This is a genomic window from Sphingopyxis sp. LC81, assembly GCF_000756375.1.
In the GTDB taxonomy this organism is placed as follows: domain Bacteria; phylum Pseudomonadota; class Alphaproteobacteria; order Sphingomonadales; family Sphingomonadaceae; genus Sphingopyxis.
In genome coordinates this window covers 269,414-293,837 of sequence record NZ_JNFD01000002.1, presented here as the reverse complement: position 1 = coordinate 293,837, position 24,424 = coordinate 269,414, and the positions used below count along the sequence as shown (strand labels likewise).

The window sequence follows — 24,424 nt, the reverse complement described above, 5'->3', positions numbered from 1 at the left end:
TATCGCGCTCAGCCGATGTCGCGGCCCCAGATCGCCTCGCCGCACCACGCATTGCCATCCACATATTCGATCGAGGGCTTGCGATCGTCCGCGAGGAAGATCGGGCCGTCGAGATCGACGATGTCGCAGAGCTGTCCGACGACGAACGCGGGTGCCATCGCGAGGCTGGAGCCGACCATGTTGCCGACCATCACGCCGAGGCCGAGGTCGCGGGCGCGCTTTGCGATCGCCAGCGCCTCGGTCAGCCCGCCGCATTTATCGAGCTTGATGTTCACGACGTCGAAGCGGCCGACCAGCCCCTCGACATCGCCGAGGGTCAGCGCGCTTTCGTCGGCGGCGATCGGGATCGGGCACTTGTAGCCGTCGAGATCGGCTTCGCTGCCGCGCGCCAGCGGCTGTTCGAGCAGCTTGACATCGGCGGCGACCAGCGCCGCGACGAGCGCGTCGAGATCGCCGATCGCGAAACCCTGATTGGCGTCGACGCCGATCCAGCATTCGGGCCGCGCCGCGCGCACCGCCTGCACCCGGGCGATATCGACATCGAGATCGCCGGTTAGTTTGAGCTTGAGCGCACGCGCCTGCGCATAGTGGCGCGCGCCTTCGGCCATCACCTCGGGATCGTCGGCGCCGAGCGTAAAGGTTGTGCGGAGCGGGCGCGGTTCGGCAAGGCCGGCGAGTTCCCAGACCGGGACGCCGCTGCGGCGCGCTTCGAGTTCCCACAGCGCGCAATCGATCGCGTTGCGCGCGCCGCCGGCGGGGAGCAGCGCCTGCAACTGCTCGCGCGTAATCCCCGCTTCGACCGCGCCGCGCACGCCTTCGATGGCGGCCGCCATCGCGGGCACATCGTCACCGAGATAATAGACCCCCGACGCCTCGCCGCGCCCGCTGTGCGCGCCGTCCGACAGCGTGACGAGAACCACGGGCGTGTCGGTGAAGACATGCCCCGAGATGCGGAACGGCTTGGCGAGCGGGAGCGATTCAACCGCGAGGTCGAGCGAGAGGGGGGTAAGCGTCGTCATCGAATTTGTCCTTCGGTCGGTTCAGGGCGCAGGGGCCGCCGGCGCGAGCGCCGCTGCGATCTGCGAGAGATATTTGTTCCAGTCGAATGTATGCCCCTCGGGCGTCCAGCCGAGGCGGACGATCACCGCATCCTGCGACGGGATCGCCGCCACGATCTGGAAGCTGTGCCCGCGCGCCATGACGGTATCTTCCGGCAGGCCCGGGTAGAGCTTGCGGCGTTCGCCGTCGGCTTCGGCATGGTTCAGCCAGAGCTGCGCGCCATAGACGGGGCGTGGTGCAGCCTTGGTCGGCGTGACCGCAAAATCGAGCCATTGCTTCGAAAGCAATTGCTTGCCGCCCACCCGGCCCTTGTTGAGATGCAGCAGGCCATAGCGCGCCCAGTCGCGTGCGGTGGCGTAGGCGTAGGAGCTGCCGACCTGCACCCCCGCTTCGTCGGGTTCGATCAGTGCTCTGGTCATGCCCGTGGGCTCGAACAGCCGTTTCTGCGCAAAGCGCGTCATGCCCTCGAGCGTGCCGCCGGTCGCATCGAACACGATGCGCGACAATATGTTGGTCGTGCCCGACGAATAGCTCCAGTTCGTGCCGGGCGCGTCCTTCAGCGGCTTTGCCGCCGCCATCGCGCCCATGTCGCCCGCCTCGAACAGCATCTTGATCGAGTCATTGCCGGGGACGTAGCTTTCGCTGAAGGTCAGGCCGCTCGACATGGTGAGCAGCTGGCGCAGCGTGATCTTCGCGCGCGGATCGCCCGCGCCTTGCCACTCGGGAACGGTCGCGGGTTCGTCGAGCTTGAGGACGCCGTCATCGACGAGCAGGCCGACCAGCGTTCCCATGATGCTTTTCGATGCCGACCAGCCGAGTAGTTCGGTGTTTTGGTCGAACCCCGGCGCATAGCGTTCGGCGACGATTGCCCCGCCCTGCACGACGACGATCGCGCGCGTGTCGGGATAGCCGCCCTTATTCTGTTCGTCGAAGGCCGCGCTCACCGCCTTGTCGAGCGCGGCGCGGTCGAGCTTTGCCTCGGCGGCGGCCTGAAGCTTCGCCACCGGCGCATCGCCGACCGGCCATGGCTTCGCGGCGTTGCCCCGCGTGGGCTTGAGCTTCGCCGCCTGTGCATCGAGCGTGGCGGCCGAAACGTCGCCGGTCAGCAGCGTGCAGCCGGCGACCGGGCGGTATAGCGCGGTGCGCGTCGCGGCGCCGGGCGCCGATGCGGTGACGGTCCGCGCCTTTCGGTCGACCGCCAGCGTCACCGCCGTCATGAACGGCGCGAACGCGTGGATGTCGTCGCGCAGCACGTCGGCCTCCGCGCGCTCCGCGACGAAGATGCTGGCGCACGCGATTTGCGCCGACACCGCGGTGCCCAGATCTTCAGGCTTCGAAATTGCCGGAGCAGCGGCAAAGGCCGGCGCCGAAGCGGCAAGCACAAGACCGGTGAGGCAAAGGCTCGAATACTTCCGGACCATATCCTCAGACGCCGCAGCTATGCCGCAGCACCGCGCCCGCCTTGGCGCCCGTATGCTTGCCGTTCGCGATCGTGACGACGCCGTTGACGATCACCGTCTCGATCCCCGTCGGCGACGCGGTGGGCTTTTCCCAGCTCGCGACATCGTCGAGCTTGTCGAGATCGAACACGACGATATCGGCGCGCATCCCGTCGCGGATCAGCCCGCGGTCGGTGAGGCCCATGCGCTGCGCCGGCCAGCCGGTCATCTTGCGCACCGCATCCTCGAGCGACAGTATCGGACGGCGCTTCACATATTCGGCGATGATGCGCGGGAAGGTGCCATAGGCGCGCGGGTGCGGCAGACCGAGCGCGTCCATCTCCCCCGCCTTTTCCGACGCCGCGGCGTCGCTGCCGATGCTGACCCACGGCTGCTTGATCGCGGTTTCGATGTCCTGCTCGCTCATCATGAAATAGAGCGCGACCGAGCGGTTCGGCAGACCTTCGAGCAAGATGTCCCACGCCACGTCGGCCGGATCGCGGTTCAGCGCCTTGCCGATCTCGGCGAGGCTCTTGCCGTGATAGGGCCGGTATTTGTCGCTGAACCCATTGGCGAGCCGCACATTGGCGAAGCCGCCCGAGGCGTGGACGAGGTTCGACCAGCCGGGCATCGAGCCCGCGGCAACTTCCTTCTTCATCCGCTCGCGCACCTTGGGATCGCGCAGCCGCTCGATCCCCTTCTGGACGCCGTCGGCCCACACCCAGCTCGGCGCGATGATCTCAAGGCCCGTGCCGCCCGCGGTATAGGGGTAGAGATCCGCCGCTACGTCGACGCCGCGCGCGCGCGCCGCATTGATCGTCGCCACCGCCTGCGGCATCAGCTTGCCCCAGCCGGGGGCATAGGCGGCCTTGAGGTGGAAGATCTCGACCTTCACCCCGCCCTTTTCGCCGATCTCGATCGCTTCCTCGATCGCCTTGACGAGGCCTTCGCTCTCGTCGCGCATGTGGGTGGCGTAGAAACCGTCGCACTGCGCGGCGACCTTCGCCAACGTGACGAGGTCCGACGTGGTCTGGAAGCTGCTCGGCGGATAGATCAGCGCGCTGGTGATGCCGAACGCGCCATTGTCCATCGCGATCTTGACCTCGCGGCCCATTGCCTCGAGCTGCGCGGGGGTCGGCGACCCGGCACCATCGCCCATCACTTTCATCCGCGCTTGCGTCGCCGAATAATAGGTGCCGTAATTGACCGAGATGCCCTGCTTTTCGAGCTGGCTGAAATGCGCCGGGATCTCCGCCGCCTCGGCCGGGGGGCCGCCTTCGCCGGCGATGACCGTGGTCACGCCCATCAAGAGCTTGTTCTCGGCCGCGCCGTTCTTGACGAGGACGCGCCCCGACTGGTCCATCATGTCGATGAAGCCGGGCGAGACATAGCGGCCCTTGGCGTCGATTTCTTTGGCGCCGCGTCCCGCGACGCGGCCGATGCGCACGACGCGGCCGTCCTTGACCGCGACATCGGCGCTGACCCACGGGCTGCCCGCGCCGTCGAGCACGCGCCCGCCGCGGATCACAATGTCATATTCGGGCGCCGGGGTGTTCGCGGCGAGCAGCAGCGGCAGCATCGACATCGCACCCAAGAGGATCTTACGCTTCATCATTCATCTCCCTGTCGCCAGCCGGGGGACTGACGGTTTTTGCTGTCATTTCTTTGCGGCCGCCTGCGCGTCGGCCCGCACCTCGTCCACAACCTCGCGGACCGCGGCGATCACCACATCGGGCCGGTCGATCTGGATATAATGGCCGGCATCGCCCACGACCTGTTGGCGGCCGCGCGTCGAAAGCGCGGCCTGTTCGGCGTTGAGCGCCTTCCATTCCTGTTTGAAGCGCGCGCCGTCCGACGCCTTCAACGACAGCCCCTTCAACTCCTCGGGCTTGAGCGGCGCCATCGCGGTCAGCACGATCACCGGCCGGTTTCCGAAGCTTTTGACCGCGCGTGCATCGTCCATCGTCCGGTCGAAGCCATCGAGTTCGGACGTCGCGCCATGCACCGACTTGCTGGCATAGGCCGCCATCCGAGCCGCTGCGTCCTTCGGCAATTTCCCCTGCCCGGCGTTCGCCATCGCGAAGCGTACGATGCCCGTCCACGACAGCGCGGTAGCGGTATGCATGATCCACCCCGCCTGCCCGGGATGCGCGTCGACCTTCGCCGCCTTTCCGAGCCGTGCGACCTGGTCGGGATGCGACGCGTCGACCATCACCAGCCCCGCGACCTGCTCGCCATATTTTCCGACATAGGTTCGCGTGTAGGGTCCGCCGATCGAATGGCCGACGAGCACGAGCGGACCGGTGATCCCCGCGCCCTTCAACAGCGCATGGAGATCGTCGGCGACCGCGGATGCACGCTGCGGCGTGTCCTTTGCGTCGCTCCACATGATCCCGGCGCGGTCATAGGCACAGGTACGCGTGAAGCTGGCAATCTCGTCATGGACCAGCGTCCAGTCGATCGTCCCGCCTGTACCAAGGCCGGATTCGAAGACCACGGTCGGCGATCCGGTGCCGCGGCAATCGATGTGCATCTTTCGGCCGCCGATATCGACCAGCTTTCCGGGGGGAGGATGGTTCGCCGCGGCATTCTTGCGGCCGAGCGCCTCATAGATGGCGCCCACGACGACGAGCAGGACCAACAGCAGCAGCAGCCCCAGCAACATACGCTTCCCCCAGCGCCGGACCCGCGCCCAGCCAGTCACCTTGGTCATTGGACATTCCCCTCGACGGCGGGTTGAAGTTCTTGGTTCTCGACGACCGCACGGCCGCGCAGCAGACGGAACAGCCCCATGGTCAGCAAGGGCAGGACATAGACCGCAAGGAACACCCAGGAGAGCCCGCGGTAGCCGCTGGCGATCAGCGCCACGAGCCCGAAGCGGTCGGCAAGGAACATGCAGCCGATCAGCAGCGCCGCGGCGATCCCTGCGCGCGCGCGCTTGCCAAGCGGCGCGCCCCCTCGCGCCCGGCGCGCCGCATCAACGCGCTCGTTGATCGCATGCACCGACCCCGCCCCGCTTTCGAGCAGCGCCGCAAAGATCATGAACTGGAACAGCAGGTGAAACAGCGGCATGTCGAGTTGCCGCAGCATGAAGTCCGACGGCAGCGTCTCGTCCATGATGCCCGGATAAAAGGCGATCATCGCGACAAAGAAGAGGATGGCGGGCACCATCGCCAACGGCCCCGCGATCAGACCGGCGGTCACCGCGTCGCGCTGGCTGGTCAAATGGCGGATCACCGGCAGGATTACCACCGCGCCGATGACATTGTATCCGGTATAGGTCAGCCCGCCGAGGATCCAGCCGTCCGACGGCGCCGGAATGGCAAAGCGCGATGCGATCTCGTCACCGAAGCTGCCGAGCGCGAGCACCATGAACAGCGCGTAGACTCCGTAAAGCAGAAAGGAGACATATTTGAACAAGCCCTCGACCGAGGAATTGCCGAAGGTCACGAACAGCGCGATCGATGCCGCGAGGAAGGCGGTTCCCGCGAGCGGCGGCCAGCCGAATATCGACGCACCAATCTCGCCCGCCGCGGCGCCGAATACCGCGAGGACCAGCGTCACGAGGAGGACGTAGCCGATCTCGAACAATATCCACGCGCGGCCAAACAGGCCTTCAAAAAAGCTGCGATAATCGAACGCGCCGATCGCCCGCGCGAACGCGAAGGTCGTGGCGCAGATGATGCTCCAGAGCACCATCGCGAGCACCATCGCGGCCAACCCGCCCCACGGCCCGCTCGGCAGGAAAAATTCCGCGAGCTCGCGGCCGGTGGCGTAACCGCCGCCGATCACGACGGCCTTGAAGGCGAAACCCGGCAACAGGAAACGCTGGAACCACGAGGATCCAGCCGTGGCTGCCGGGGTGGCCGCTGCGCTCATGCGAGGCAGCTGTCCACCAGACGCGCGAAGGCTTCGCCGCCGCGGATCGGGTCGGCGACAGGGAGCCCGAGCCGTTCGCTTTCGGCCGCCATCAGCAGGGTGGCCTCTTCCTCGCCCAAGTGCGACGTGTTGTACGAGAGCCCGGCGCAGCGGATCGCCGGATTGGTCCGCGCGCCGAGCCGCAAGTTGAGATCGATCGTTTCCTCGATGCTCGGCAAAAGATAGCCGGGCGACCCCAGTATCTCTTCGCGGCCCGGCTCGTGACACACGACAATCACGTCGGGCTGGCTTCCATGAAGCAAGCCCAGCGATACCGCGGCATAGGCGGGGTGAAACAGCGACCCCTGCCCTTCGACGACATCCCAGTGATCGTCCGCCGCGTCGGGGCTTACTGTCTCCGCCGCACCGGCCTCGAAATCGGAGACCACCGCGTCCATCGGCACGCCGCCACCGGCGATCATGATGCCGGTCTGTCCCGTCGCGCGAAAATCGGCGTCGACGCCGCGCTCGGCAAAAGCGCGCGCGAGGGCCAGCGCCGTATATTTCTTGCCCAGCGCGCAGTCGGTTCCGACGGTGAGCAGCCGCTTGCCGCTCCGCTTGCGCCCCGTGCCGACCGGCAGACCCTTGGGCGGATGGCGCACGTCGATCAGCTGGCGACCGAGGCGCTGCGCGCGCGCGGCGAGTTCGGGCATATCGGCCAGCCGCATGTGCATGCCGCTGACGATATCGAGTCCCGCGTCGAGCGCCTCGAAGAGCGCGGGCATCCAGCTTTCGGGAATCACGCCGCCGCTGTTCGCGACGCCGATGAGCAGCGAACGCGCCCCTCGTGCCTGCGCCTCGGCTGGTGTCAGCTGCTCCAGCCCCGCGCTGACCGTCGCACCCGGCAAAGCATATTCACCGACACACTTCTCGGGCGCCCAGTCGCGAAGACCGAAGGCAGTCTTCGCATAGCCGCGCACCGTCGTGTCCCCGAGGAACAGCAAATAGGGCTGGGGCAATTGCAATGCGCCGGCGGCGATATCGAGGGAAGTTTGAATGTTCACGTCTTTCACCAAAAATCCGAAGCGAGGCAGAATCGGGCGCCATCGCGGCGCTGATCCTGCATCTACTCCTGTTGACCTGTTTGAGACATTATTTTCAAATTTTGATAATTGCAATACGATTGGAGAAGTTTCTTTTGCTGGCGGGCCGGCGCGCGGCCCGCCAGTCCCCGATCAGAAGCGGGTACCAAAGCCGATCAGATGGAAACCGACGCCGATCCACAGCAGAACCACCACGCTCAACAGCAGCACGAGACTCCAGAATTTCGCGAACCGGCCGCGCTTGCTCGTCCAGACATGCCGAATATTCCAGATCGCGCTCGCGAGCAGGCCGAGGAAAATGACCGGCGTTGCGATCTGGAGTGTGACGAGCGCCCAGTCGAGTTCGCCGCTGAGCGACGAGAAATCGGCGAGCAGACTGGACGCGAACCACAGCCATCCGACCATCACCGCGACCGCCAGCGCCGCAAAGCCGCGCGTCAGCCGGTAGCTTTTGAGCGCGGCGGGCGCGAGGTCGGCCTTTACACCATAGCGACGACGCGCCAGTGCCGAGGCGGGCCAGGCAATCGCGGTGAGCAGGAGCGCGCCGAGGCTGACCAGCATCGCGGGCGTGAGCCAGGCGCTCGACAGATTCCAGGGCACCCGGTCGAACGCGATATAGGGCGACGCCGAATCGACGCTGAAACGCACGACGCGGCCCTTTTCCACTTTGGCCGCGAGGAGCATCTTGCCCCCCTGCTCGCGCCACACGAACGGCGCGATTTCCACCCATTTGCGCGGCTGACCGCCGATGTCCGGCACGGCATTCAGCCGGATGCCGCCGTCGCTGTCGAGCGAGACCTTCGTCTGCCCGGCGAGTTCCATCGCCTTCAGGAAGCTCGATTCGAGCCGCCGCGTCTTGTTGTAGGTGCCGACCATCATCCGCGCATGCTCGCGCGCGGTGGCCGCATCGACGCGGCCTTCGCGCTGCTCGAACGGAAAGTAGCGGTCGGCGAAGGCTTCGAACAAATAGGCGCGGATCGGCCCCGACACATTCTGCGTGCCCGCCGCGTTCATCGACATATAGATGCCGACATTTTCCTCGGGGAAGATCCAGAGCTGGCTGTGGAAATTGAGGCTGTCGCCGGCGTGCGAGAGCGCCTTGCGGCCGTTGATATTCTGTTCGTAGAAGCCGAGCGCCATGCCGTTGAGCGGCGGGATCAAGCGCAGGATCGTATTGTGCATCTGCGCCGCGGTCGCGGGTTTCAGCAGCGCCCCGCCATCGGCGAGATGCGCGATCATGAAGCGCCCCATGTCGGCACCCGACGCCGTCATCGCGCCCGACGGCGCGAGGCTGCTGAGCTCGAACGGGCCGGGCTTGCCCGAGCCGAGCATATATCCGCTCGCGAGCAGCGGCCGCAGCGCCGCCGGAAGCGGCTGGCGGAAGGTCGATCGCGTCATGCCCGCGGGCGCAAAGATGTGCCGCTCGACATAATCATTATAGGAAAGCCCCGATACGCGTTCGACGATATAGCCCGCCAGCGAGGTGCCATAATTCGAATAGGCCGGCGTCGTTCCGGGCGCGTAAATGCGGTGCGGCACCTGCCGCTTTAGCGCGTCGCCGAGCGACGGAATTTTCTTCGGGTCATAGCTGTTGAGCCCGCGCTGCACTTCGTCGAAGCCCCCGGTGTGCGTCATCAGGTTGCGCATCGTGACCGGCTTGCCGCCGAAGGCCGGAATTTTGAAATCGAGATAGGCGTTGATGTCGCGGTCGAGGTCGATCTTGCCCTGCTCGACGAGCTGCATCACCGCGGTCCAGGTGATCAGTTTCGACACCGACGCCTGCCGGAAAAGCGTGGTTTCGGGGTCGACGCGCCGACGCGTTCCGACATCGGCATAGCCGAAGCCGCGCTGCGTCAACACCTTGCCGTCCTTGACCACCACCACGACCGCGCCCGCCGCGTCACCGCGCTTCAGGGCATAGGGCATATAGCCGTCGAGCCACGCGTCGACGTCGCTCTTCACCATCGCGGGAGCGGGAAGCAGTCCGCTCCCGCCGCGCGCCTCCGTCACCGGCTTGGGGGCGGTTTGCGCGGCGGACGGGCTCACCGGTGGCGCCGTGACCCCGACCAGCATCGCCGCAACCAGCATTGCGCAAGAACGTAAAAACCGCATTCGCCCTCCCCTTTCGATCGGCCATTCTCACAGCCTTGTCACCGAAATTTCACTTTTTGAAATATTTTCAATTATGGATATAGGCATCCTGAACGGAAATTTGTCAATGACGGACGCAACCGCGCGGCCGCGACGCGGCGGCGCGGGCAAAATTTCAGAAGGGCTTTTGAAGTGGGGGCGGGGGCGGGCTAAACGATTATTCGGCGTCGACGGGATGCAGCGCCGACTTCAGGTCGGCGTCGGTTGCCGAACAGACCGACAGGATACGGCACGGCCCCTCGCCAACCGCGACATAGCCATGCCCCATCGACGCGTCGAAATAGGCCGAATCGCCTGTCTTCAGATGCGATGGCGCGTACATGTCGGTGTGAAACTCGCATTCGCCTTCGAGAACGAGGACATATTCCTCGCCCGAATGGCGCATCAGATCGCCGAAATCGTCGATCGACCGCACCTTGATGTCGATGATCATCGGATTCAGCGTCTTGTTGAGCAGATCGGCCGAGGGATAGGTGTAGTTATAGGTCGCCGTCTTGATCGAAGGCCCTTCGCCGGCGGGGGTGATGCTGCGCCGGCCCGTGGCGGTATGGGTGGCGGCAGGGACCGCCGCGGCGGCCGCGAACAATTGCGTGATATCGATTTCGAGCCCTTGGCTCAGCCGCAGCAGCTTTTCATAGCTGAGCGACATCTTGCCGGTTTCAATCTTTGACAAAGTTGAAACCGGAATGCGCGTGCGTTCGCTCACCTCGGCGAGCGTCCACCCCTTTTCGGTGCGTAGTTCCCGCAGGAATACGCCCGGATTGCCGTCGACGGCGGTCCGCCGGTCGCCGCTGGTCGGAATGGGCTGGCGCGTTGCCGGCATCGGTGTCCTTTCAATCGATTTTCTCATCTAGCACATATTTGCGCATTTATCGCATCGATCAAGCCGAACGGCACAATCCGTCAGAACAATCGGCAAAGAAAATTTGCGTATCGGATAGGACCAAGATGATTGCACATACGGCATGGCGCCGCCACTGATGCCCCGATTCGCTGGGATGACAGGATGACAAACAAGCTATCCATTCGCATTTCTCCGGAGTTTACGAGCTTCGTCGGCCGCGGCCCCTGTGACGCCGCGTTCCTGCCGCCCGACGCGCTCATCTTCGGCTTTGGCGATATTGGCGAGCCCGCCGTATCGATGCTCCTCCCAGGCGATATTGCGGGCCTCGCCGACGATCATCTGGTCGTATTCGCGATCAGCCGCGCCGCGTGCGACCGCCTGTTCGCGCTGCGCCCCAAGGCGGACGGCCGCTGGTATCTCCCCGCCAATCTCCGCGGTCTCGGCCGCGCGGTGGTCGCGGTCGAAGGCGACAGCGAAGTCGACAATATGCTGCGCAGCGCGCGCAGCCAGGAACTGCTCTGCCAGCTTTTCGCCGAACTCGCCGCCGACCGCATGGTCGAAGTCGGCGGCAGCACGTCGCTGAGCGAGCTCGACATCACCCGCGTCGCCGCCGCGCACCAGCTGGTCAACGAGAAGTGGCAGGAAAAGCTGACTGTCGGCAATGTCGCGCGCCGCTGCGGTCTCAGCAAAGCCAAGCTGACGCGCGGTTTTCGCGAGCTGTATCAATGCAGCGTCGCCGAGGCGGTGAGCGAACGGCGGCTGCAACGCGCGCGCCAGTTGCTCGCGCAGAGCGATCTTCCGATATCGAGCATCGGTTATAATTGCGGCTATATGAGCAACGCGAGCTTCACGCGCGCCTTCGCGCGCCGTTTTGGCATGGCACCGACCAAGATGCGCGGGCGCGAGGCCACGGCCTGAGCGGAACGCCGCAAGGCAGCATCTGGCGCGCCGCTATTCGCCGCCTGCCGTCCGGCGATCGGCCGGGATCTCGGCGAGTGCGGTCCATTTCGCTTCGCCGGCGCTGTTTTCGATCACCGCTTCGACGAAGGCCATCGTCCGCAGGCCATCGACGATCCCGGGGAACCAGTCGGTCGTGCCGGGTGGCGGCGGGGTTGGGGCGCCGGCACGAAGCGCACGACCGAAGCCGCGATAGAGGTTGGCAAACGCCTCGATATAACCCTCGGGATGTCCCGCCGGGGTACGCAGCCGCGCCATCGTCCGGTCGTCGAGGCCGGGCCCGCCGGCGCGGATCACTTCAACCGGCCGGTCCAGCCAGCGGAGCGTCAAGCTGTTCGGCTCCATCTGCGACCATTCGAGACCGCCATCCTCACCATGGATGCGCAGGCGCAGGCCGTTTTCGTCGCCCGCGGCGATCTGGCTGGCCTTCAATACGCCGCGCGCGCCGCCTTCGAATCGCAGCAACGCCGCAACATCGTCGTCGAGGCGGCGGTCCGGAACATGCGTGGTCAGCTCCGCGCTGAGCGACCCGACCGCAAGCCCGGAGACATGTTCGGCAAGCTGGAAGGCGTGCGTCCCGATGTCGCCCAGGCATCCGCCCAGCCCCGCGCGCGCCGGATCGGTGCGCCATTCGGCCTGTTTGTTGCCGTCCTGATCGATCGGCCGGCTGAGCCAGCCTTGCGAATATTCGACCTGCACCAGCCGAATCTTGCCGAAATCGCCGCGCGCGACGCGCGCACGCGCCTCTTCGATTAGCGGGTAACCGCTATAGGTGAAGGCCAGGCCATAGAGTTTGCCGCTGCGGGCCACCGCCGCGGCGATCGCCTTCGCCTCGGCGAGGTTCAGCGCCATCGGTTTTTCGGACAGGACGTGAAAACCGGCATCGAGCGCGGCGATCGCCATCGGGGCGTGCAGGTGATTCGGGGTGACGATCGCCAGCGCCTCCATCCGCTGATCGTCGGGCAGCGCGGCCTCGCCCGCGAGCAGCGCTTCGAGCGTCGCGTATGCGCGAGCGGGATCGATCCCGAGCGCGGCGGCGCTCCGCCCATTACGTTCGGCGTCGCTGCTGAACGCGCCGCATACCAGCGCAAACTCGCCATCGAGCGCGGCGGCCATCCGGTGTACCGCGCCGATGAAAGCGCCTTCGCCGCCACCGACCATGCCATAGCGCGTTTTTGACGTCGTATTCGTATTCATCGCATTCCCTTGGTCCGAATTTCCAAAATTGTTTGCACAATAGGATTTCGAACGGTTACCTGATCGCGCCGGCTGTTGCCAGACGGGAGAGGATAATGAAATTTCTGTTCGCCCTGCCACCGGCAGGAGCAATTTTAATCGCGCTGATGTTCGCACCTTCACCCGAGGTGATTGCAGCCCCTGCCCAAGGCCCCGGCGCGCAGGCCTTCGCGGCATGCCGCGCCTGCCATACGCTGGAGGCCGGCGGCAAAAGCACGATGGGTCCCAATCTGCACGGCCTGTTCGGCCGGCAAGCCGGCACCGTTGCCGGGTTCAACTACACCCCGGCGCTCAAAGCATCGAAAATCCGCTGGAACGACAAGACGCTCGACGAATATCTCGCCGCGCCGACCAAAAAGGTCCCCGGCACGCGCATGGTCGTCAAGGTGGCCGATCCGGCGCGGCGCGCGGCGCTGATCGCCTTTCTCAAGACCGAAACCAAGTGACGCGAAAGGCAGTCGCATGAAGGGTCCGGCGATTTTTCTCGCGCAGTTTATGGGCGACGACGCGCCGTTCGACACTTTGCCTTCGGCGGCGCGCTGGATGGCGGATGCGGGCTATATCGGCATCCAGATTCCGACGTGGGACAGCCGCTGCATCGATCTGCGCCAGGCCGCCGAAAGCCAGGACTATTGCGACGAACTGGCCGGCACGTGCCGCGAGGCGGGCGTCGAGATCACCGAATTGTCGACGCATCTGCAGGGTCAGCTGGTCGCGGTACATCCCGCTTATGATACGCAGTTCGACGGCTTCGCGCCCGACGCGGTGAAGGGCAAGCCGGGCGAGCGTCAGGCTTGGGCGGTCGAGCAGCTTCATCTGGCTGCAAAAGCGAGCCGGCGGCTGGGCCTTAACGCCCACGCGACCTTTTCGGGCGCGCTCGCCTGGCCCTATCTCTATCCGTGGCCGCAGCGTCCCGCGGGGCTGGTCGAGGAAGCATTCGCCGAGCTTGCAAAGCGCTGGCGGCCGATCCTCGATGCCTTCGACGAGCAGGGCATCGACCTCGCCTATGAGATTCATCCAGGCGAGGATCTCCACGACGGCGTGACCTTCGAGCGCTTCCTTGCGGGCGTCGACAATCATCCGCGCGCCAACATCCTGTACGATCCCAGCCATTATGTGCTGCAGGCGCTCGATTATCTGCAGTTCATCGACATTTATCACGAGCGGATTCGCATGTTCCACGTCAAGGACGCGGAACTGAATCCGACCGGCCGATCGGGCGTCTATGGCGGGTTTCAGGACTGGGTCGACCGGCCCGGCCGCTTCCGTTCGCTGGGCGATGGCCAGGTGGATTTCGGCGGCATCTTCTCGAAACTGGCGCAATATGGCTATGCCGGCTGGGCGGTGCTCGAATGGGAATGCTGCCTGAAGCATCCAGAAGACGGCGCGCGCGAAGGCGCGCCGTTCATCGCCGCGCATATGATCCGCAAGGCCGACAAGGCGTTCGACGATTTCGCCGGGGGCAGCGACCCGGCGCTCAACCGCGCGATGCTGGGGCTGAGCTGACGACGCAGCAGACGAATTAAACGATAATAATCAAAGGGGACGCAGGATGACGACATTGCACAAGGGGCGCTTGTTCTGGCTGGGCGTGCTCGCGCTGTTCACCGCGGCGGCGAGCCTCGCGATCCGCGGCGCGATCGCCAGCGGGCTCAAGGCAGAATGGATCGACCCGATCGCCCCGTTGCAGGCGGGCGAACTGATCGCCGCCGCGCTGGGTGCCGCGTTCCTGAGCTTTTCGATCACGCTGTTCGTCGTCAGCGCGCTGCTCGACCAGATCGGCATGAAGCGGTGCCTCGCCGGCGCGGGGCTCTGCTTCATCGTCGGCCCGTTGATGATCGTTACCGCGGGCCATGTCGCCACGGGCATGAACATCTATTGGCTCGTCTGGGCGGGCATGCTGCTCAGCGGCATCGGCTGGGGGCTGACCGAGGCGGCGATCAATCCGCTGACCGCGCAGCTTTACCCCGACGATACCACCCACCGGCTCAATGTGCTGCACGCCTGGTTCCCCGGCGGCATCATCGTCGGCGGGCTTGCGGGCTTTTTCCTGTCGGCGGCGTTGCCGTGGCAGGGCATCATGGCGCTGGTCATGATCCCCGCTGCCGCGACGGTCCTGATCGCCCTCACCACCACCTTCCCGCCGCCGCTGCGTGAGCAAAGCGGCGTCAGCTTCGGCGCGATGATGGGCGAGGTGTTTCGCCGCCCCAGCTTTTTCATCTGGTTCGGCGCGATGTTCCTGACCGCGGCATCCGAACTCGCCCCCGGCCAGTGGATCGACGTCGCCCTGTCGAACCGCGTCGGCATGCGCGGCATCCTGCTGCTCGTCTATGTCAACGCGCTGATGTTCATCTTCCGCCATTTCGCAGGTCGGCTCGCCAACAAGATCTCGAACCCGGGACTGCTGTGGGTATCGAGCCTGCTCGCCGCGATCGGCCTGTTCATGCTGAGCCAGGCTCAGTCGCCGGTTGCGGCGATCGTCGCCGCCACCGTCTGGGGGCTCGGCGTGTGCGTGATGTGGCCGACGATGCTCGCCTCGGTTGCCGAACGTTATCCGCGCGGCGGATCGTGGGCGATGGGTCTCGTTGGATCGGCGGGCGCGCTCGCCAGCTTCTTCGTGCTGCCGCAGCTCGGCGCGATGTTCGACCGCGCCAAGATCGAGTTCGCCGGCGGTCCCGAAGCTTTTGCGGCGCTGACCGGCGCCGCGAAGCTGGCGGTCGAGGACGCGGCGGCGTCGCTGTCGTTCCAGCGGCTGGCGATCCTGCCCGTCATCCTCCTCGCTGTGTTCGGCTTCATCTGGCTGCGCGAGCGCGGCAAATCGCGCGCGGCGCTCGCGGGTCAGACGGCATGAGCGTATCGCGCCGAGCCGTGCTGGCGGGCGGCGCCATCGCAGCCGCTGCCGCAGCGACGGCCACGAACAGTGCGATGGCGTCGAACGCGCCGCGCTTTTCGCTGAAATACGCCCCGCACGAGGGCAGCTTCAAAAGCCGCGGAGGCCGGCTCGAACAGATCGCTTTTGCCGCCGATCAGGGCTTTACCGCGTGGGAGGATAATGAGGCGGCCACCCGTTCGGTCACCGACCAGACCGCGATGGCGCGCGCCTTGCAGCAGCGCGGCATGACGATGGGCGTGTTCGTCGCGAGCATGCCGCGATGGAGCGAGTTCCGGCCGCTGCTGGGCGGCAACGACGATAGCGATCGCGAGCGCTTCCTGGCCGACATAAGAGCGTCGGTCGACGTCGCCAAGCGGCTGAATTCAAAGCATATGACGATCGTCACCGGCTTTATGGACCGCAAGCTGCCGGTCGATATCCAGACCGCGCGCGTGATCGACGTGCTGCGCCGCGCCGCCGAAATCTATGAGCCGCACGGACTGGTCATGGTGATGGAGCCGCTCAACACGCTGGTGAACCATCCCGGCGTCTTCATGTCGACCGTACCGCAGGGCTATGCGATGGCCCGCGCGGTGAACAGCCCCGCGATCAAGGTGCTGGCGGACCTGTATCACGAGCAGATCCAGGCCGGGAACCTCATCAACACGCTGGACAGCTGCTGGAACGAGATCGCTTACGTCCAGTTCGGCGACAATCCCGGCCGCAAGGAGCCGGGCAGCGGCGAGATCAACTATCGTAATATCGTCCGCTGGCTGCGCGCGAAGAAGTTCGCGGGCGTGATCGGGATGGAACATGGCAATTCGGTCGAGGGACGCGCGGGCGAGGAACGGCTGATCGCCGCCTATCGCGCGATCGACGCGGCATGAGGGAGACACGCGTGAAGCATATCATCTGGGCCGCGGCGATCGCGGTCGCCGTGACGGCGGGCGGCCCCGCCACCGCGCAGGAAAAGCCCGGGTTCAAGGACACGCCGATGTTGCCCGACGGCAAATGGCAGGTGCATGATTCCGACCGCCCTTATCCGACCGTCGTAACCCCGGGCACCGTTCCCGGCGCCCCGCCCTCCGACGCAGTGGTGCTGTTCGACGGCAAGTCGCTCGATGCGTGGCAAGCGAAGGCAAGGCCATGGATCGTCGAGGATGGCGCGATGACGTCGATCCCACCGCTTGGCGGCCGCGGCGAGAATGCGCTGATCAGCAAGGCGAGCTTCGGCGACGTCCAGCTCCATCTCGAATTCCGCTCACCCAACCCGCCGACCCATAGCTCGCAGGATCGCGGCAACAGCGGCATTTGGTTCATGCAGCGCTACGAGATCCAGATCCTCGATGGCTATCAGAACCCCACCTACGCCGACGGCACCGTCGGCGCGATCTATGCCTGGAAGCCGCCGCTGGTGAACGCGTCGCGCAAGCCCGGCGAATGGCAGAGCTACGACATCGTTTTCGAGCGCCCGCACTTCGGACCCGACGGCAAGCTGCTGCGCCCGGCCTATGTCACCGCCTTCCTGAACGGCGTGCTGGTGCAGAACCGGCAACCGTGGCTCGGCAGCACCGTCTGGCGCAAGGTCGCGACGTATGAAGCGCATGGCGATGCCGCGCCGATCCAGCTCCAGGACCATAATTCGCCGGTTTCATTCCGCAACATCTGGGTGCGCCCGCTGCCCGAAGCGGCGGCGAGCCATGACTTCGAAGGAACCGTGAAATGATCATCGACCGCAGAGACGCGCTGGCCGGGATGGCCGCGATGTTCGGCGCGAGCCTGTTCGCGCCGATCGCGCGCGCCGCGGCGGCAGAAGCGCCCCCGATCATCAGCAGCGGTCCGCCCTCATCGCCGGTGTTCACCGCGCAGCAGCGCGCGCTGATGACCGCGCTCAGCGAGCGCGTGATGCCGACCACCGACACCCCCGGCGCGATCGCCGCCGGCGTCCCCGAATATATCGAAAAGCTGCTCGCCGATTGGGCGTCGCCCGACGATCGCAAACCGATCCTCGCCGGACTCGACGCGATCGAGGCGCGCAGCCGCGCCGATTACAAGATCGCCGCCGACAAGGCGACGCCCGCGCAGCAGGACGCGCTGCTGACGCTCGCGATGGACGGCAAGCTGACCGGCGGCGCGGACTTCTTCGACAAGTTCCGCCAGCTCGTGCTCACCGGATATTTCACCTCGGAAGTCGGCATCACCCAGGAACGCGAATATCTTCCCGTCCCCGGCCGTTACGACGGCGCCTATCCCTATTCCGAGATCAAAAAGGTGTTTTCGTCATGATGATCAACAGGCGGCAATGGATGGCGGGCGGTGCCGCGCTCGGGGCAACACTTGCAGCAGGGCCGCTGATGGCAAAGAGTCTCAAATCAAAGCCCATCGGCATCCAGCTCTACACCGTGCGCGAACTCTTCTCGAAGGACCCGATGGGGACGCTCGAAAAGGTGGCGGCGATCGGTTATCGCGAAGTCGAATATGGCGGTGGCGGTTATGACAAGATGGATCACGCCGCGCTCCGCAAGACGATGGACCGGCTGGGCCTGAAGTCGCCGTCGATCCATGTCGCCTATGAGGCGCTTGCCAGCGATTTCGACGGCGCGGTCGCGATGACCAAGGCGCTGGGCGCCGACACGCTCGTCGTTCCCTATATGGTCGACGCGCATCGCACTGCCGAGGGCTGGAAGGCGGCGGTCGCCAATTTCAACCGCTATGCCGAACGGCTCAAAAAGGCCGGGATCGGCTTTGCCTATCACAATCATGATTTCGAATTCACGTTGAAGCCGGGCGGCACCAGCCTGTTCGACATGCTGATCGCCGACGCCGACCCGGCGCTCGTCCAGCTCGAGCTCGACCTGTTCTGGACGATCGCGGCGGGTGAGGACCCCAAGGCGATCATCCGGCGCTTGGCCGGCCGCATCTATGCCTATCATGTCAAGGATCGCACCGCCGACGGCAAGATGACCAGCGTCGGCAAGGGCGTGATCGATTTCGCCGACATCTTCACGCTCAACCGGACCGCCGGCGTGAAGCATTTCTATGTCGAGAATGATCAGTCGCCCGCACCCTATCTTCCCGACATCCAGACCAGCTTCACCACGCTCAGCCGCCTTCGCGCCTAACCCGATATTTGAGGATCAAGATATGACCGACAAGTTCGATGCGATCGTCATCGGCTCCGGAGTGAGCGGCGGATGGGCCGCGAAGGAATTGACCGAAAAGGGCCTCAAGGTCCTGATGCTCGACCGCGGCGTGATGGTCGAGCATGGCGAGGATTATGATTATGACGGCAAGCCGGCCTATGAGATTCCGGCGCGCGACCGGATGCCCGCGGCGCTGGTCAAGAGCGACTATTTCATCGCCACGCATGGCTATGTCTCGCCGTCGAACCAGAAATTCTACAACAACGACCGGCTCAACCCCTATGCCTATGACGAGGGTGAGAAATTCTACTGGATCCGGCCCGCCGCGGTCGGCGGCAAGTCGCTGATCTGGGGGCGCTGGAGCTTTCGCTGGTCGCCGGAGGATTTCGAGGCGAACAAGCGCGAGAATGTCGGGGGCGACTGGCCGATCCGCTACGAAGACCTCGCGCCCTGGTACGATTATGTCGAAAAATATATCGGCGTGTCGGGATCGCGCGAGAATTTGCCGCAGCTGCCCGACAGCGCGTTCCAGCCGCCGATGCAGATGAACGTCGCCGAGAAATGGGTGAAGGAACGGCTCGAGACGACCTCGCCGGGCCGCAAGCTGATCAACACCCGCCTCTCGAACATGACCGAGGACAAGGAAGATCAGGGCCGCAGCAAGTGCCAGTTCCGCAACCAGTGCGGGCGCGGTTGCTCGTTCGGATCCTATTTCTCGACGCAGGCGGTCACCCTGCCCGCGGCGCGCGCCACCGGGCGGCTGACGCTGCGCTCCGACGCGGTGGTCTCGAATCTCGAATATGATCCGAAGACGAAGAAGGTCACGGGCGTGCGCGTGATCGATACGAAGACGAAGCAGGCCGAGGTAATCCCCGCGCGCCTCGTCTTCCTCTGCGCCTCGGCGATGGCCTCGACCCAGATCTTGATGAACTCGCGCATTCCCGGAACGGCCAAGAGCCACTTCGATTCCAGCGGCACGCTCGGCCGCTATGTGATGGACCATATCTTCCGCGTGAACATCTCGGGCGAGATACCCGGCATGACCGATTTTATCGAATATGGCCGGCGTCCGGGCGGCGTCTATATCCCGCGTTTCCGCAATGTCGGCGGCGAAGAGGGGATCGGCTTCAAGCGCGGCTATGGTTATCAGGGCAGCGCGCGGCGCGATCCGCTACCGCCCAAGGGCTTCGGCGCGGCGATGAAGCATGGCATGCGCGGCTACGGCCCGTGGAAGTTCGGCATGGGCGCCTTCGGCGAATGCCTGCCCTATGAGGACAATCGCGTCAGCCTGCACGCCGACAAGGTCGACCGGTTCGGCATCCCGCTGATGCGCTTCGACGTCACCTTCCGCGATAATGAAATCCGCATGATGGACGATGCGCGGACCGAGGGCGAGGCGATGCTGCGCAAGGCGGGGCTGCAGAACGTCACCAGCGAACGCCGCGAACATGTCCCCGGTGACGCGATCCACGAAATGGGCGGCGCGCGCATGGGCGCCGATCCGCGCCAGTCGGTGCTCAACAAATGGGGCCAGGCGCACGACGCCGCCAACCTGTTCGTCACCGACGGCGCCCAGATGGCCTCGATATCGTGCGTCAATCCGTCGCTCACCTTCATGGCACTGACCGCGCGCGCCGCCGACCACGCCGTAAAGCTGCTTAAGGCTGGCGCCGTCTAAGAGGCGCCAAACGGATTATCCGCCGCTAGCTGCCCTGCCCAGAGTGCTGCGATATTGCCCATAGGCCGCATAGAGGCCGAGCCCGATCAGGTTCCAGACGAGGCACCACAAGAGCGTTTCGGCGGGCAGGCTGAGGAACAGGTAAAGGCAGCCGCCGATCGTGCCGAGCCCGACCAGCCACGCCGCGCGCACGCGAAAGGGCCGGGGCGCATCGGGGGCGCGGCGGCGAAGGACGAGCAGGCAGACGCCGACCGCGATGAAGGCGATCAAGGTTCCGGCGTTGGCGAGCGCGGCGACCTTGCCGATCGGGAGCAGCCCCGCGAGGATCGCGACGATCGCCGCCGTCAGCAGCGTGATGCGCGTTGGGGTGCCGCGCCGTGAAATATGCGCGAGGCGCTGCGGCAGGAAGCCGTCGCGCGCCATCGCGAGGAATATCCGGCTTTGCCCGTAGAGGAAGGCGAGCAACACGGTCGGCAATGCCACGACCGCTGTCGTCGCCACGACTTGCGCGACGCCCCCCTGCCCGATCGAACGCAGGATGAGCGCGAGTGGCTCGGGACTGTCGGCGAAGCGTGTGAACGAAATCGCGCCGACGGCCGTCGCAGCGACGAGCATATAGATGAGGGTGCAAACCGCCATCGACCCGATGATCGCGATCGGCAAGTCGCGCGCGGGGCGCTTTGTTTCTTCAGCCGCGGTCGAAATCGCATCGAAGCCGTAGAAGGCGAAAAAGATGATCGCCGCGGCGGCCATGACCCCGCGCTGTACGCCGTCGTTGTCGACGTGCGCGGCATAGCCATAGGGCATGAAGGGTTCGAGGTGCGCGGCGTCGAAATAGGGCAATGTGTAACCGACGAAGAGCAGCAGCGTGACGATCTTCACGACGACGAGCACCGAATTGATCCGCGCACTCTCGCGCGTCCCCAACAGCAACAGGCCCGCGACGACCGCGATAATCGCGACCGCGGGCAGATTGATCGGCCCGCCGAGTTCGGGACCGCGCGTCAGCGCCTCGGGGAACCCGATCCCCATCAAAAGCGGCGAGGCATAGCCCGACCAGCCCACCGCGACGGTCGAGACGACGAGCGAATATTCGAGGATCAGGCTCCAGCCGACGATCCACGCGAAGGCCTCACCGAGCCCCGCATAGGAATAGCTGTAGGCGCTACCCGCCGCGGGCATCATCGCCGACAATTCGGCATAGGCGAGCGCCGCGCAGGCGCAGACCGCGCCGGCGATCGCGAAGGAGATCAGCACCGCAGGCCCTGCGCGGTCGACGCCGACGCCGATTAGCGTCAGGATTCCCGTCCCGATGATCGCGCCGACGCCCATCGCCATCAGCTGCGGCCAGGACAGGCTGGGCGGCAGCGCCTCGGCGCTGCGCTCGCCGGGCGGCGCGATGGGTTTGCGGCGGGTCCAGTTATTCACGATGCGTCTCCCAAATATCCGGCCCGATGGTTCGGGTCCGCCGCTCACCCAATTCGTCAGTTCATGGCTTTTCGTTCGGGAACAGCAGCAGCCAGTCGGCCTCGGCCTGGATACGCGCGAAGAAGCTCCAGCTGTCGACGGCGATCGACCGTTTCAGCCAGGGCTTCGCCTTTTCGGGCTCGCCGCGGAGGATATAATAGTTGGCGAGGCTGTAAGCGGTCGACGCCGCCACCCCATCGGCGGTCGCGAAAGCGCGGCCGCTGTCCTTGTCGCTGAAGAAGCTGTCGGCGGCGCGGTTGCCCTTGAACAGCTGCAGCCCGTCGAAATAGGTGTCCGAGCCACCCTTCGGGTGAACCTCGAACAAGGTCAGGTCATAATCGTCGAGCAGCTTCTGCGCCTCGCGGAGCTTACCGGCGCGCGCGAGCGACAGATATTCCCAATAGCCGTTCGCGGTGCGTGCCTCGACGTCGTGCGTGAAGGCAGCCGCTTCGGCCGACTTCGCGAACCATTTTGCGGCATTGTCGAAATCATGCTTGCCGAAATAGGCCTGCCCGAGGTGGTAATAGAGGTAATATTGCACGACATCGGGGTCGCCGGGGAAATAGTCGGGACCCGGCTTTTCGCGCTCGAGCGGCTGGTTCTCGTAGAGCTTCGCGGCCTTCAGACCGAGTTCGATCGACTTGTCGAATTCGCGCAGCGAGAAATGACGATGCGCTCGGTGGCGGAGCAGCTTGCCCGAATTGGGGAAGCGCTTCAGCGCCTGATCGTAAACCGCCGCCGATTCCTTCGTATAGCCCTGATAGAAGAGGATGCGGCCGTACCAGGTCGCGCTGTCGACGGTCATATTGCTCTCGAACGCCGCCTTCGCATCGCGCGCGGCGCGCTCGAGCGTCTCGACCGCGGCGACGTTCGCATTGCGCGCCGGGCTGGTGACCATCCGCTCGCCGAGCAGCGACATGCCCTGAAAGCTGCCTTCCTGCGCCGCCGCCGTCACCGGCACGGCGATCAGCAACAGGCCGGCCGACACCAGCAATTTCAAATGCCTGGGCTTCATCATAAATATCCTCTCCGAACTGATCTTGTGTCTTCAATCGATATCGAGATCGAACTTCACGCCCTGCGCGAGCGGGAGCGAGGTCGAGTAATTCACCGTCGCGGTAACGCGGCGCATATAATTCTTCCAGCTGTCGGACCCCGACACGCGCCCGCCCCCCGTTACCTTCTCGCCGCCGAACGCGCCGCCGATCTCGGCGCCACTCGTCCCGATATTGACGTTGACGATGCCGCAGTCGCTGCCCTGCGCCGACTGGAATTTCTCGGCCTCGCGCACGTCGCTGGTGAAGACGCACGACGACAGGCCTTGCGGAACGCCATTCTGCAGCGCGATCGCTTCGGCGAAATCGCGGTAGGACAGAACATAGAGGATCGGCGCGAAGGTTTCCTCGCGGACGATTTCGCTCTGCGCGGGCATCTCGACGATCGCCGGGCGGACATAATAGGCGTCCGGCCCCGCGACCTCGATCCGATCGCCGCCATGGACGATGCCGCCGTCGCGGCGCGCCTGTTCGAGCGCGCGTTGCATCGCGTCGAAGGCGGCCTTGTCGATCAACGGGCCGACATGCGTCGCATCGTCGAGCGGGCTGCCGATGTTGAGGCTGCCGACCGCAGCGATCAGGCGCTTCACGAAATCGGCGCGAATGTCGTCGTGGACGATCAGGCGGCGCAACGTCGTGCAGCGCTGGCCGCACGTCCCCGTCGCGGCGAAGATAGTCCCGCGCAAAGCAAGCCCGATATCGGCGCTCGGCGCGACGACCGCGGCGTTGTTGCCGCCGAGTTCGAGCACCGGACGCCCGAAGCGGCGCTGGACACGCACGCCGACGTCCTGCCCCATGCGGACGCTGCCCGTCGCGCTGACGATCGCGACATCGGGATGGTCGGCGAGCATCGTGCCGCATGCCGCATCGCCGATCGCGACCTGCACCAGATGGTCGGGCGCGAGGTCATAGTCCGCCGCCGCCTTCTGCAACAGCCCGGCGAAAGCAAGCGCGGTCAGCGGGGTCTTTTCGGACGGCTTCCAGATCGCGCTGTCGCCGCAGACGAGCGCGACGGTGGTGCCCCACGCCCAGACGGCGGCGGGGAAATTGAACGCCGAGATCAGCCCGAGCACGCCGAGCGGGTGCCAATACTCAGTGAGCCGGTGCTCGGCGCGCTCCGACGCGATCGTCAGCCCGAAAAGCTGGCGCGACAGGCCGACGGCATATTCGCAAATGTCAATGACTTCCTGAACCTCGCCGCGCGCTTCGGTCAGGATCTTGCCATTCTCGATCGTCAGGAGCTGCGACAACGCCTCCTTATGCTCGCGCACGAGCAGGCCATAGCGCCGGACAAGCTCGCCGCGGTGCGGCGCCGGGACGTCCTTCCATGCGGCAAAGGCGCCGCGCGCGTTCGCGACCATCGCGTCCATGTCGCCCGCCTTGTCGGTGCGCAGGGCGGCGAGTTCCGACCCGTCGACCGGCGAAAAAACCTTGAGGTCCGAACCCCGGCTGGCATCGAGCGACAGCCCGAGCGCGCCGAATATGTCGGTGACCGACTGCGCAAAACCGCCCTGCGCACTGTAGCCGGCACCGGGAGAAATCATCTTATCAAGAGCGTTCAT

21 protein-coding genes are annotated in these 24,424 nt (G+C 65.4%); 9 read left to right on the top strand and 12 right to left on the bottom strand.

Going from position 1 to position 24,424, the window contains the following annotated elements:
* Positions 1 to 8 precede the first annotated feature (8 nt).
* The 8 genes from FG91_RS03085 to FG91_RS03050 all read right to left on the bottom strand — a co-directional run bounded on the left by FG91_RS03085 (position 9) and on the right by FG91_RS03050 (position 10,433).
* Positions 9 to 1,019: a dipeptide epimerase gene (locus FG91_RS03085; RefSeq protein ID WP_037511672.1), complete on the bottom strand. Its 1,011-nt coding sequence runs from the start codon at positions 1,017 to 1,019 to the stop codon at positions 9 to 11.
* 21 nt (positions 1,020 to 1,040) lie between these two features.
* A complete protein-coding gene (locus FG91_RS03080; RefSeq protein WP_081940385.1) occupies positions 1,041 to 2,480 on the bottom strand; it encodes a serine hydrolase domain-containing protein in 1,440 nt (479 codons plus the stop codon).
* A gap of 4 nt (positions 2,481 to 2,484) precedes the next feature.
* Positions 2,485 to 4,113, bottom strand: a complete 1,629-nt coding sequence (locus FG91_RS03075) for an N-acyl-D-amino-acid deacylase family protein (RefSeq protein ID WP_200878391.1) — start codon at positions 4,111 to 4,113, stop codon at positions 2,485 to 2,487.
* Positions 4,114 to 4,155: 42 nt separating this feature from the next.
* Positions 4,156 to 5,211 carry an alpha/beta hydrolase gene (locus FG91_RS03070; RefSeq protein ID WP_052187248.1) on the bottom strand — a complete coding sequence of 352 codons (1,056 nt, stop codon included), beginning with the start codon at positions 5,209 to 5,211 and terminating at the stop codon, positions 4,156 to 4,158.
* Positions 5,208 to 6,377, bottom strand: a complete 1,170-nt coding sequence (locus FG91_RS03065; protein ID WP_037511669.1) for a YkvI family membrane protein — start codon at positions 6,375 to 6,377, stop codon at positions 5,208 to 5,210. Before FG91_RS03065 ends, FG91_RS03070 begins: the two co-directional genes overlap by 4 nt.
* Positions 6,374 to 7,420 (bottom strand): DUF1611 domain-containing protein, encoded by a 1,047-nt coding sequence (locus FG91_RS03060; protein WP_235211917.1) that lies wholly within the window; start codon positions 7,418 to 7,420, stop codon positions 6,374 to 6,376. The genes FG91_RS03065 and FG91_RS03060 overlap by 4 nt, the downstream gene beginning before the upstream one ends.
* A gap of 171 nt (positions 7,421 to 7,591) precedes the next feature.
* Positions 7,592 to 9,571 carry a serine hydrolase domain-containing protein gene (locus FG91_RS03055; RefSeq protein WP_037511666.1) on the bottom strand — a complete coding sequence of 660 codons (1,980 nt, stop codon included), beginning with the start codon at positions 9,569 to 9,571 and terminating at the stop codon, positions 7,592 to 7,594.
* A gap of 196 nt (positions 9,572 to 9,767) precedes the next feature.
* On the bottom strand, positions 9,768 to 10,433 hold the full coding sequence (locus FG91_RS03050) for a helix-turn-helix domain-containing protein (RefSeq protein WP_081940384.1): 666 nt from the start codon (positions 10,431 to 10,433) through the stop codon (positions 9,768 to 9,770).
* A gap of 183 nt (positions 10,434 to 10,616) precedes the next feature.
* Between FG91_RS03050 and FG91_RS03045 the strand changes: the two genes are divergently transcribed.
* Entirely contained in the window at positions 10,617 to 11,372 is a 756-nt protein-coding gene (locus tag FG91_RS03045; RefSeq protein WP_037511663.1) for a helix-turn-helix transcriptional regulator, read from the top strand.
* Positions 11,373 to 11,405: 33 nt separating this feature from the next.
* Here FG91_RS03045 and FG91_RS03040 read toward each other — a convergent pair whose 3' ends face one another.
* Entirely contained in the window at positions 11,406 to 12,608 is a 1,203-nt protein-coding gene (locus tag FG91_RS03040; RefSeq protein ID WP_037511660.1) for a Gfo/Idh/MocA family protein, read from the bottom strand.
* A gap of 95 nt (positions 12,609 to 12,703) precedes the next feature.
* On the opposite strand from FG91_RS03040, the gene FG91_RS03035 reads away from it, so the two are divergent.
* From FG91_RS03035 to FG91_RS03000, 8 genes are read left to right on the top strand one after another with little or no spacing between them, the layout of a single operon-like run.
* Positions 12,704 to 13,093 (top strand): c-type cytochrome, encoded by a 390-nt coding sequence (locus FG91_RS03035; protein ID WP_037511657.1) that lies wholly within the window; start codon positions 12,704 to 12,706, stop codon positions 13,091 to 13,093.
* Between the two features lie 16 nt (positions 13,094 to 13,109).
* A complete protein-coding gene (locus tag FG91_RS03030; protein WP_037511655.1) occupies positions 13,110 to 14,153 on the top strand; it encodes a sugar phosphate isomerase/epimerase family protein in 1,044 nt (347 codons plus the stop codon).
* A 46-nt stretch (positions 14,154 to 14,199) separates the two neighbouring features.
* Entirely contained in the window at positions 14,200 to 15,498 is a 1,299-nt protein-coding gene (locus tag FG91_RS03025; RefSeq protein WP_037511652.1) for an MFS transporter, read from the top strand.
* A complete protein-coding gene (locus FG91_RS03020; protein ID WP_037511650.1) occupies positions 15,495 to 16,406 on the top strand; it encodes a hydroxypyruvate isomerase family protein in 912 nt (303 codons plus the stop codon). Before FG91_RS03025 ends, FG91_RS03020 begins: the two co-directional genes overlap by 4 nt.
* A gap of 11 nt (positions 16,407 to 16,417) precedes the next feature.
* Positions 16,418 to 17,245: a 3-keto-disaccharide hydrolase gene (locus tag FG91_RS03015; protein ID WP_037511647.1), complete on the top strand. Its 828-nt coding sequence runs from the start codon at positions 16,418 to 16,420 to the stop codon at positions 17,243 to 17,245.
* Entirely contained in the window at positions 17,242 to 17,805 is a 564-nt protein-coding gene (locus FG91_RS03010; RefSeq protein WP_200878390.1) for a gluconate 2-dehydrogenase subunit 3 family protein, read from the top strand. The genes FG91_RS03015 and FG91_RS03010 overlap by 4 nt, the downstream gene beginning before the upstream one ends.
* Complete coding sequence (locus FG91_RS03005; RefSeq protein ID WP_037511644.1) at positions 17,802 to 18,641, top strand: sugar phosphate isomerase/epimerase family protein; 840 nt, start codon at positions 17,802 to 17,804, stop codon at positions 18,639 to 18,641. The genes FG91_RS03010 and FG91_RS03005 overlap by 4 nt, the downstream gene beginning before the upstream one ends.
* A 22-nt stretch (positions 18,642 to 18,663) precedes the next feature.
* The gene (locus FG91_RS03000) at positions 18,664 to 20,340 is read left to right on the top strand and encodes a GMC family oxidoreductase (protein WP_037511641.1); all 1,677 of its coding nucleotides are present in this window, start codon (positions 18,664 to 18,666) and stop codon (positions 20,338 to 20,340) included.
* A 15-nt stretch (positions 20,341 to 20,355) separates the two neighbouring features.
* On the opposite strand, the gene FG91_RS02995 is transcribed toward FG91_RS03000, so the two are convergent.
* From FG91_RS02995 to amaB, 3 genes are all read right to left on the bottom strand, one after another.
* Positions 20,356 to 21,768, bottom strand: a complete 1,413-nt coding sequence (locus FG91_RS02995) for an amino acid permease (RefSeq protein WP_037511638.1) — start codon at positions 21,766 to 21,768, stop codon at positions 20,356 to 20,358.
* Positions 21,769 to 21,829: 61 nt separating this feature from the next.
* Entirely contained in the window at positions 21,830 to 22,825 is a 996-nt protein-coding gene (locus tag FG91_RS02990) for a tetratricopeptide repeat protein (protein WP_037511636.1), read from the bottom strand.
* Positions 22,826 to 22,855: 30 nt separating this feature from the next.
* Positions 22,856 to 24,424 (bottom strand): L-piperidine-6-carboxylate dehydrogenase, encoded by a 1,569-nt coding sequence (gene amaB / locus FG91_RS02985; RefSeq protein WP_235211916.1) that lies wholly within the window; start codon positions 24,422 to 24,424, stop codon positions 22,856 to 22,858.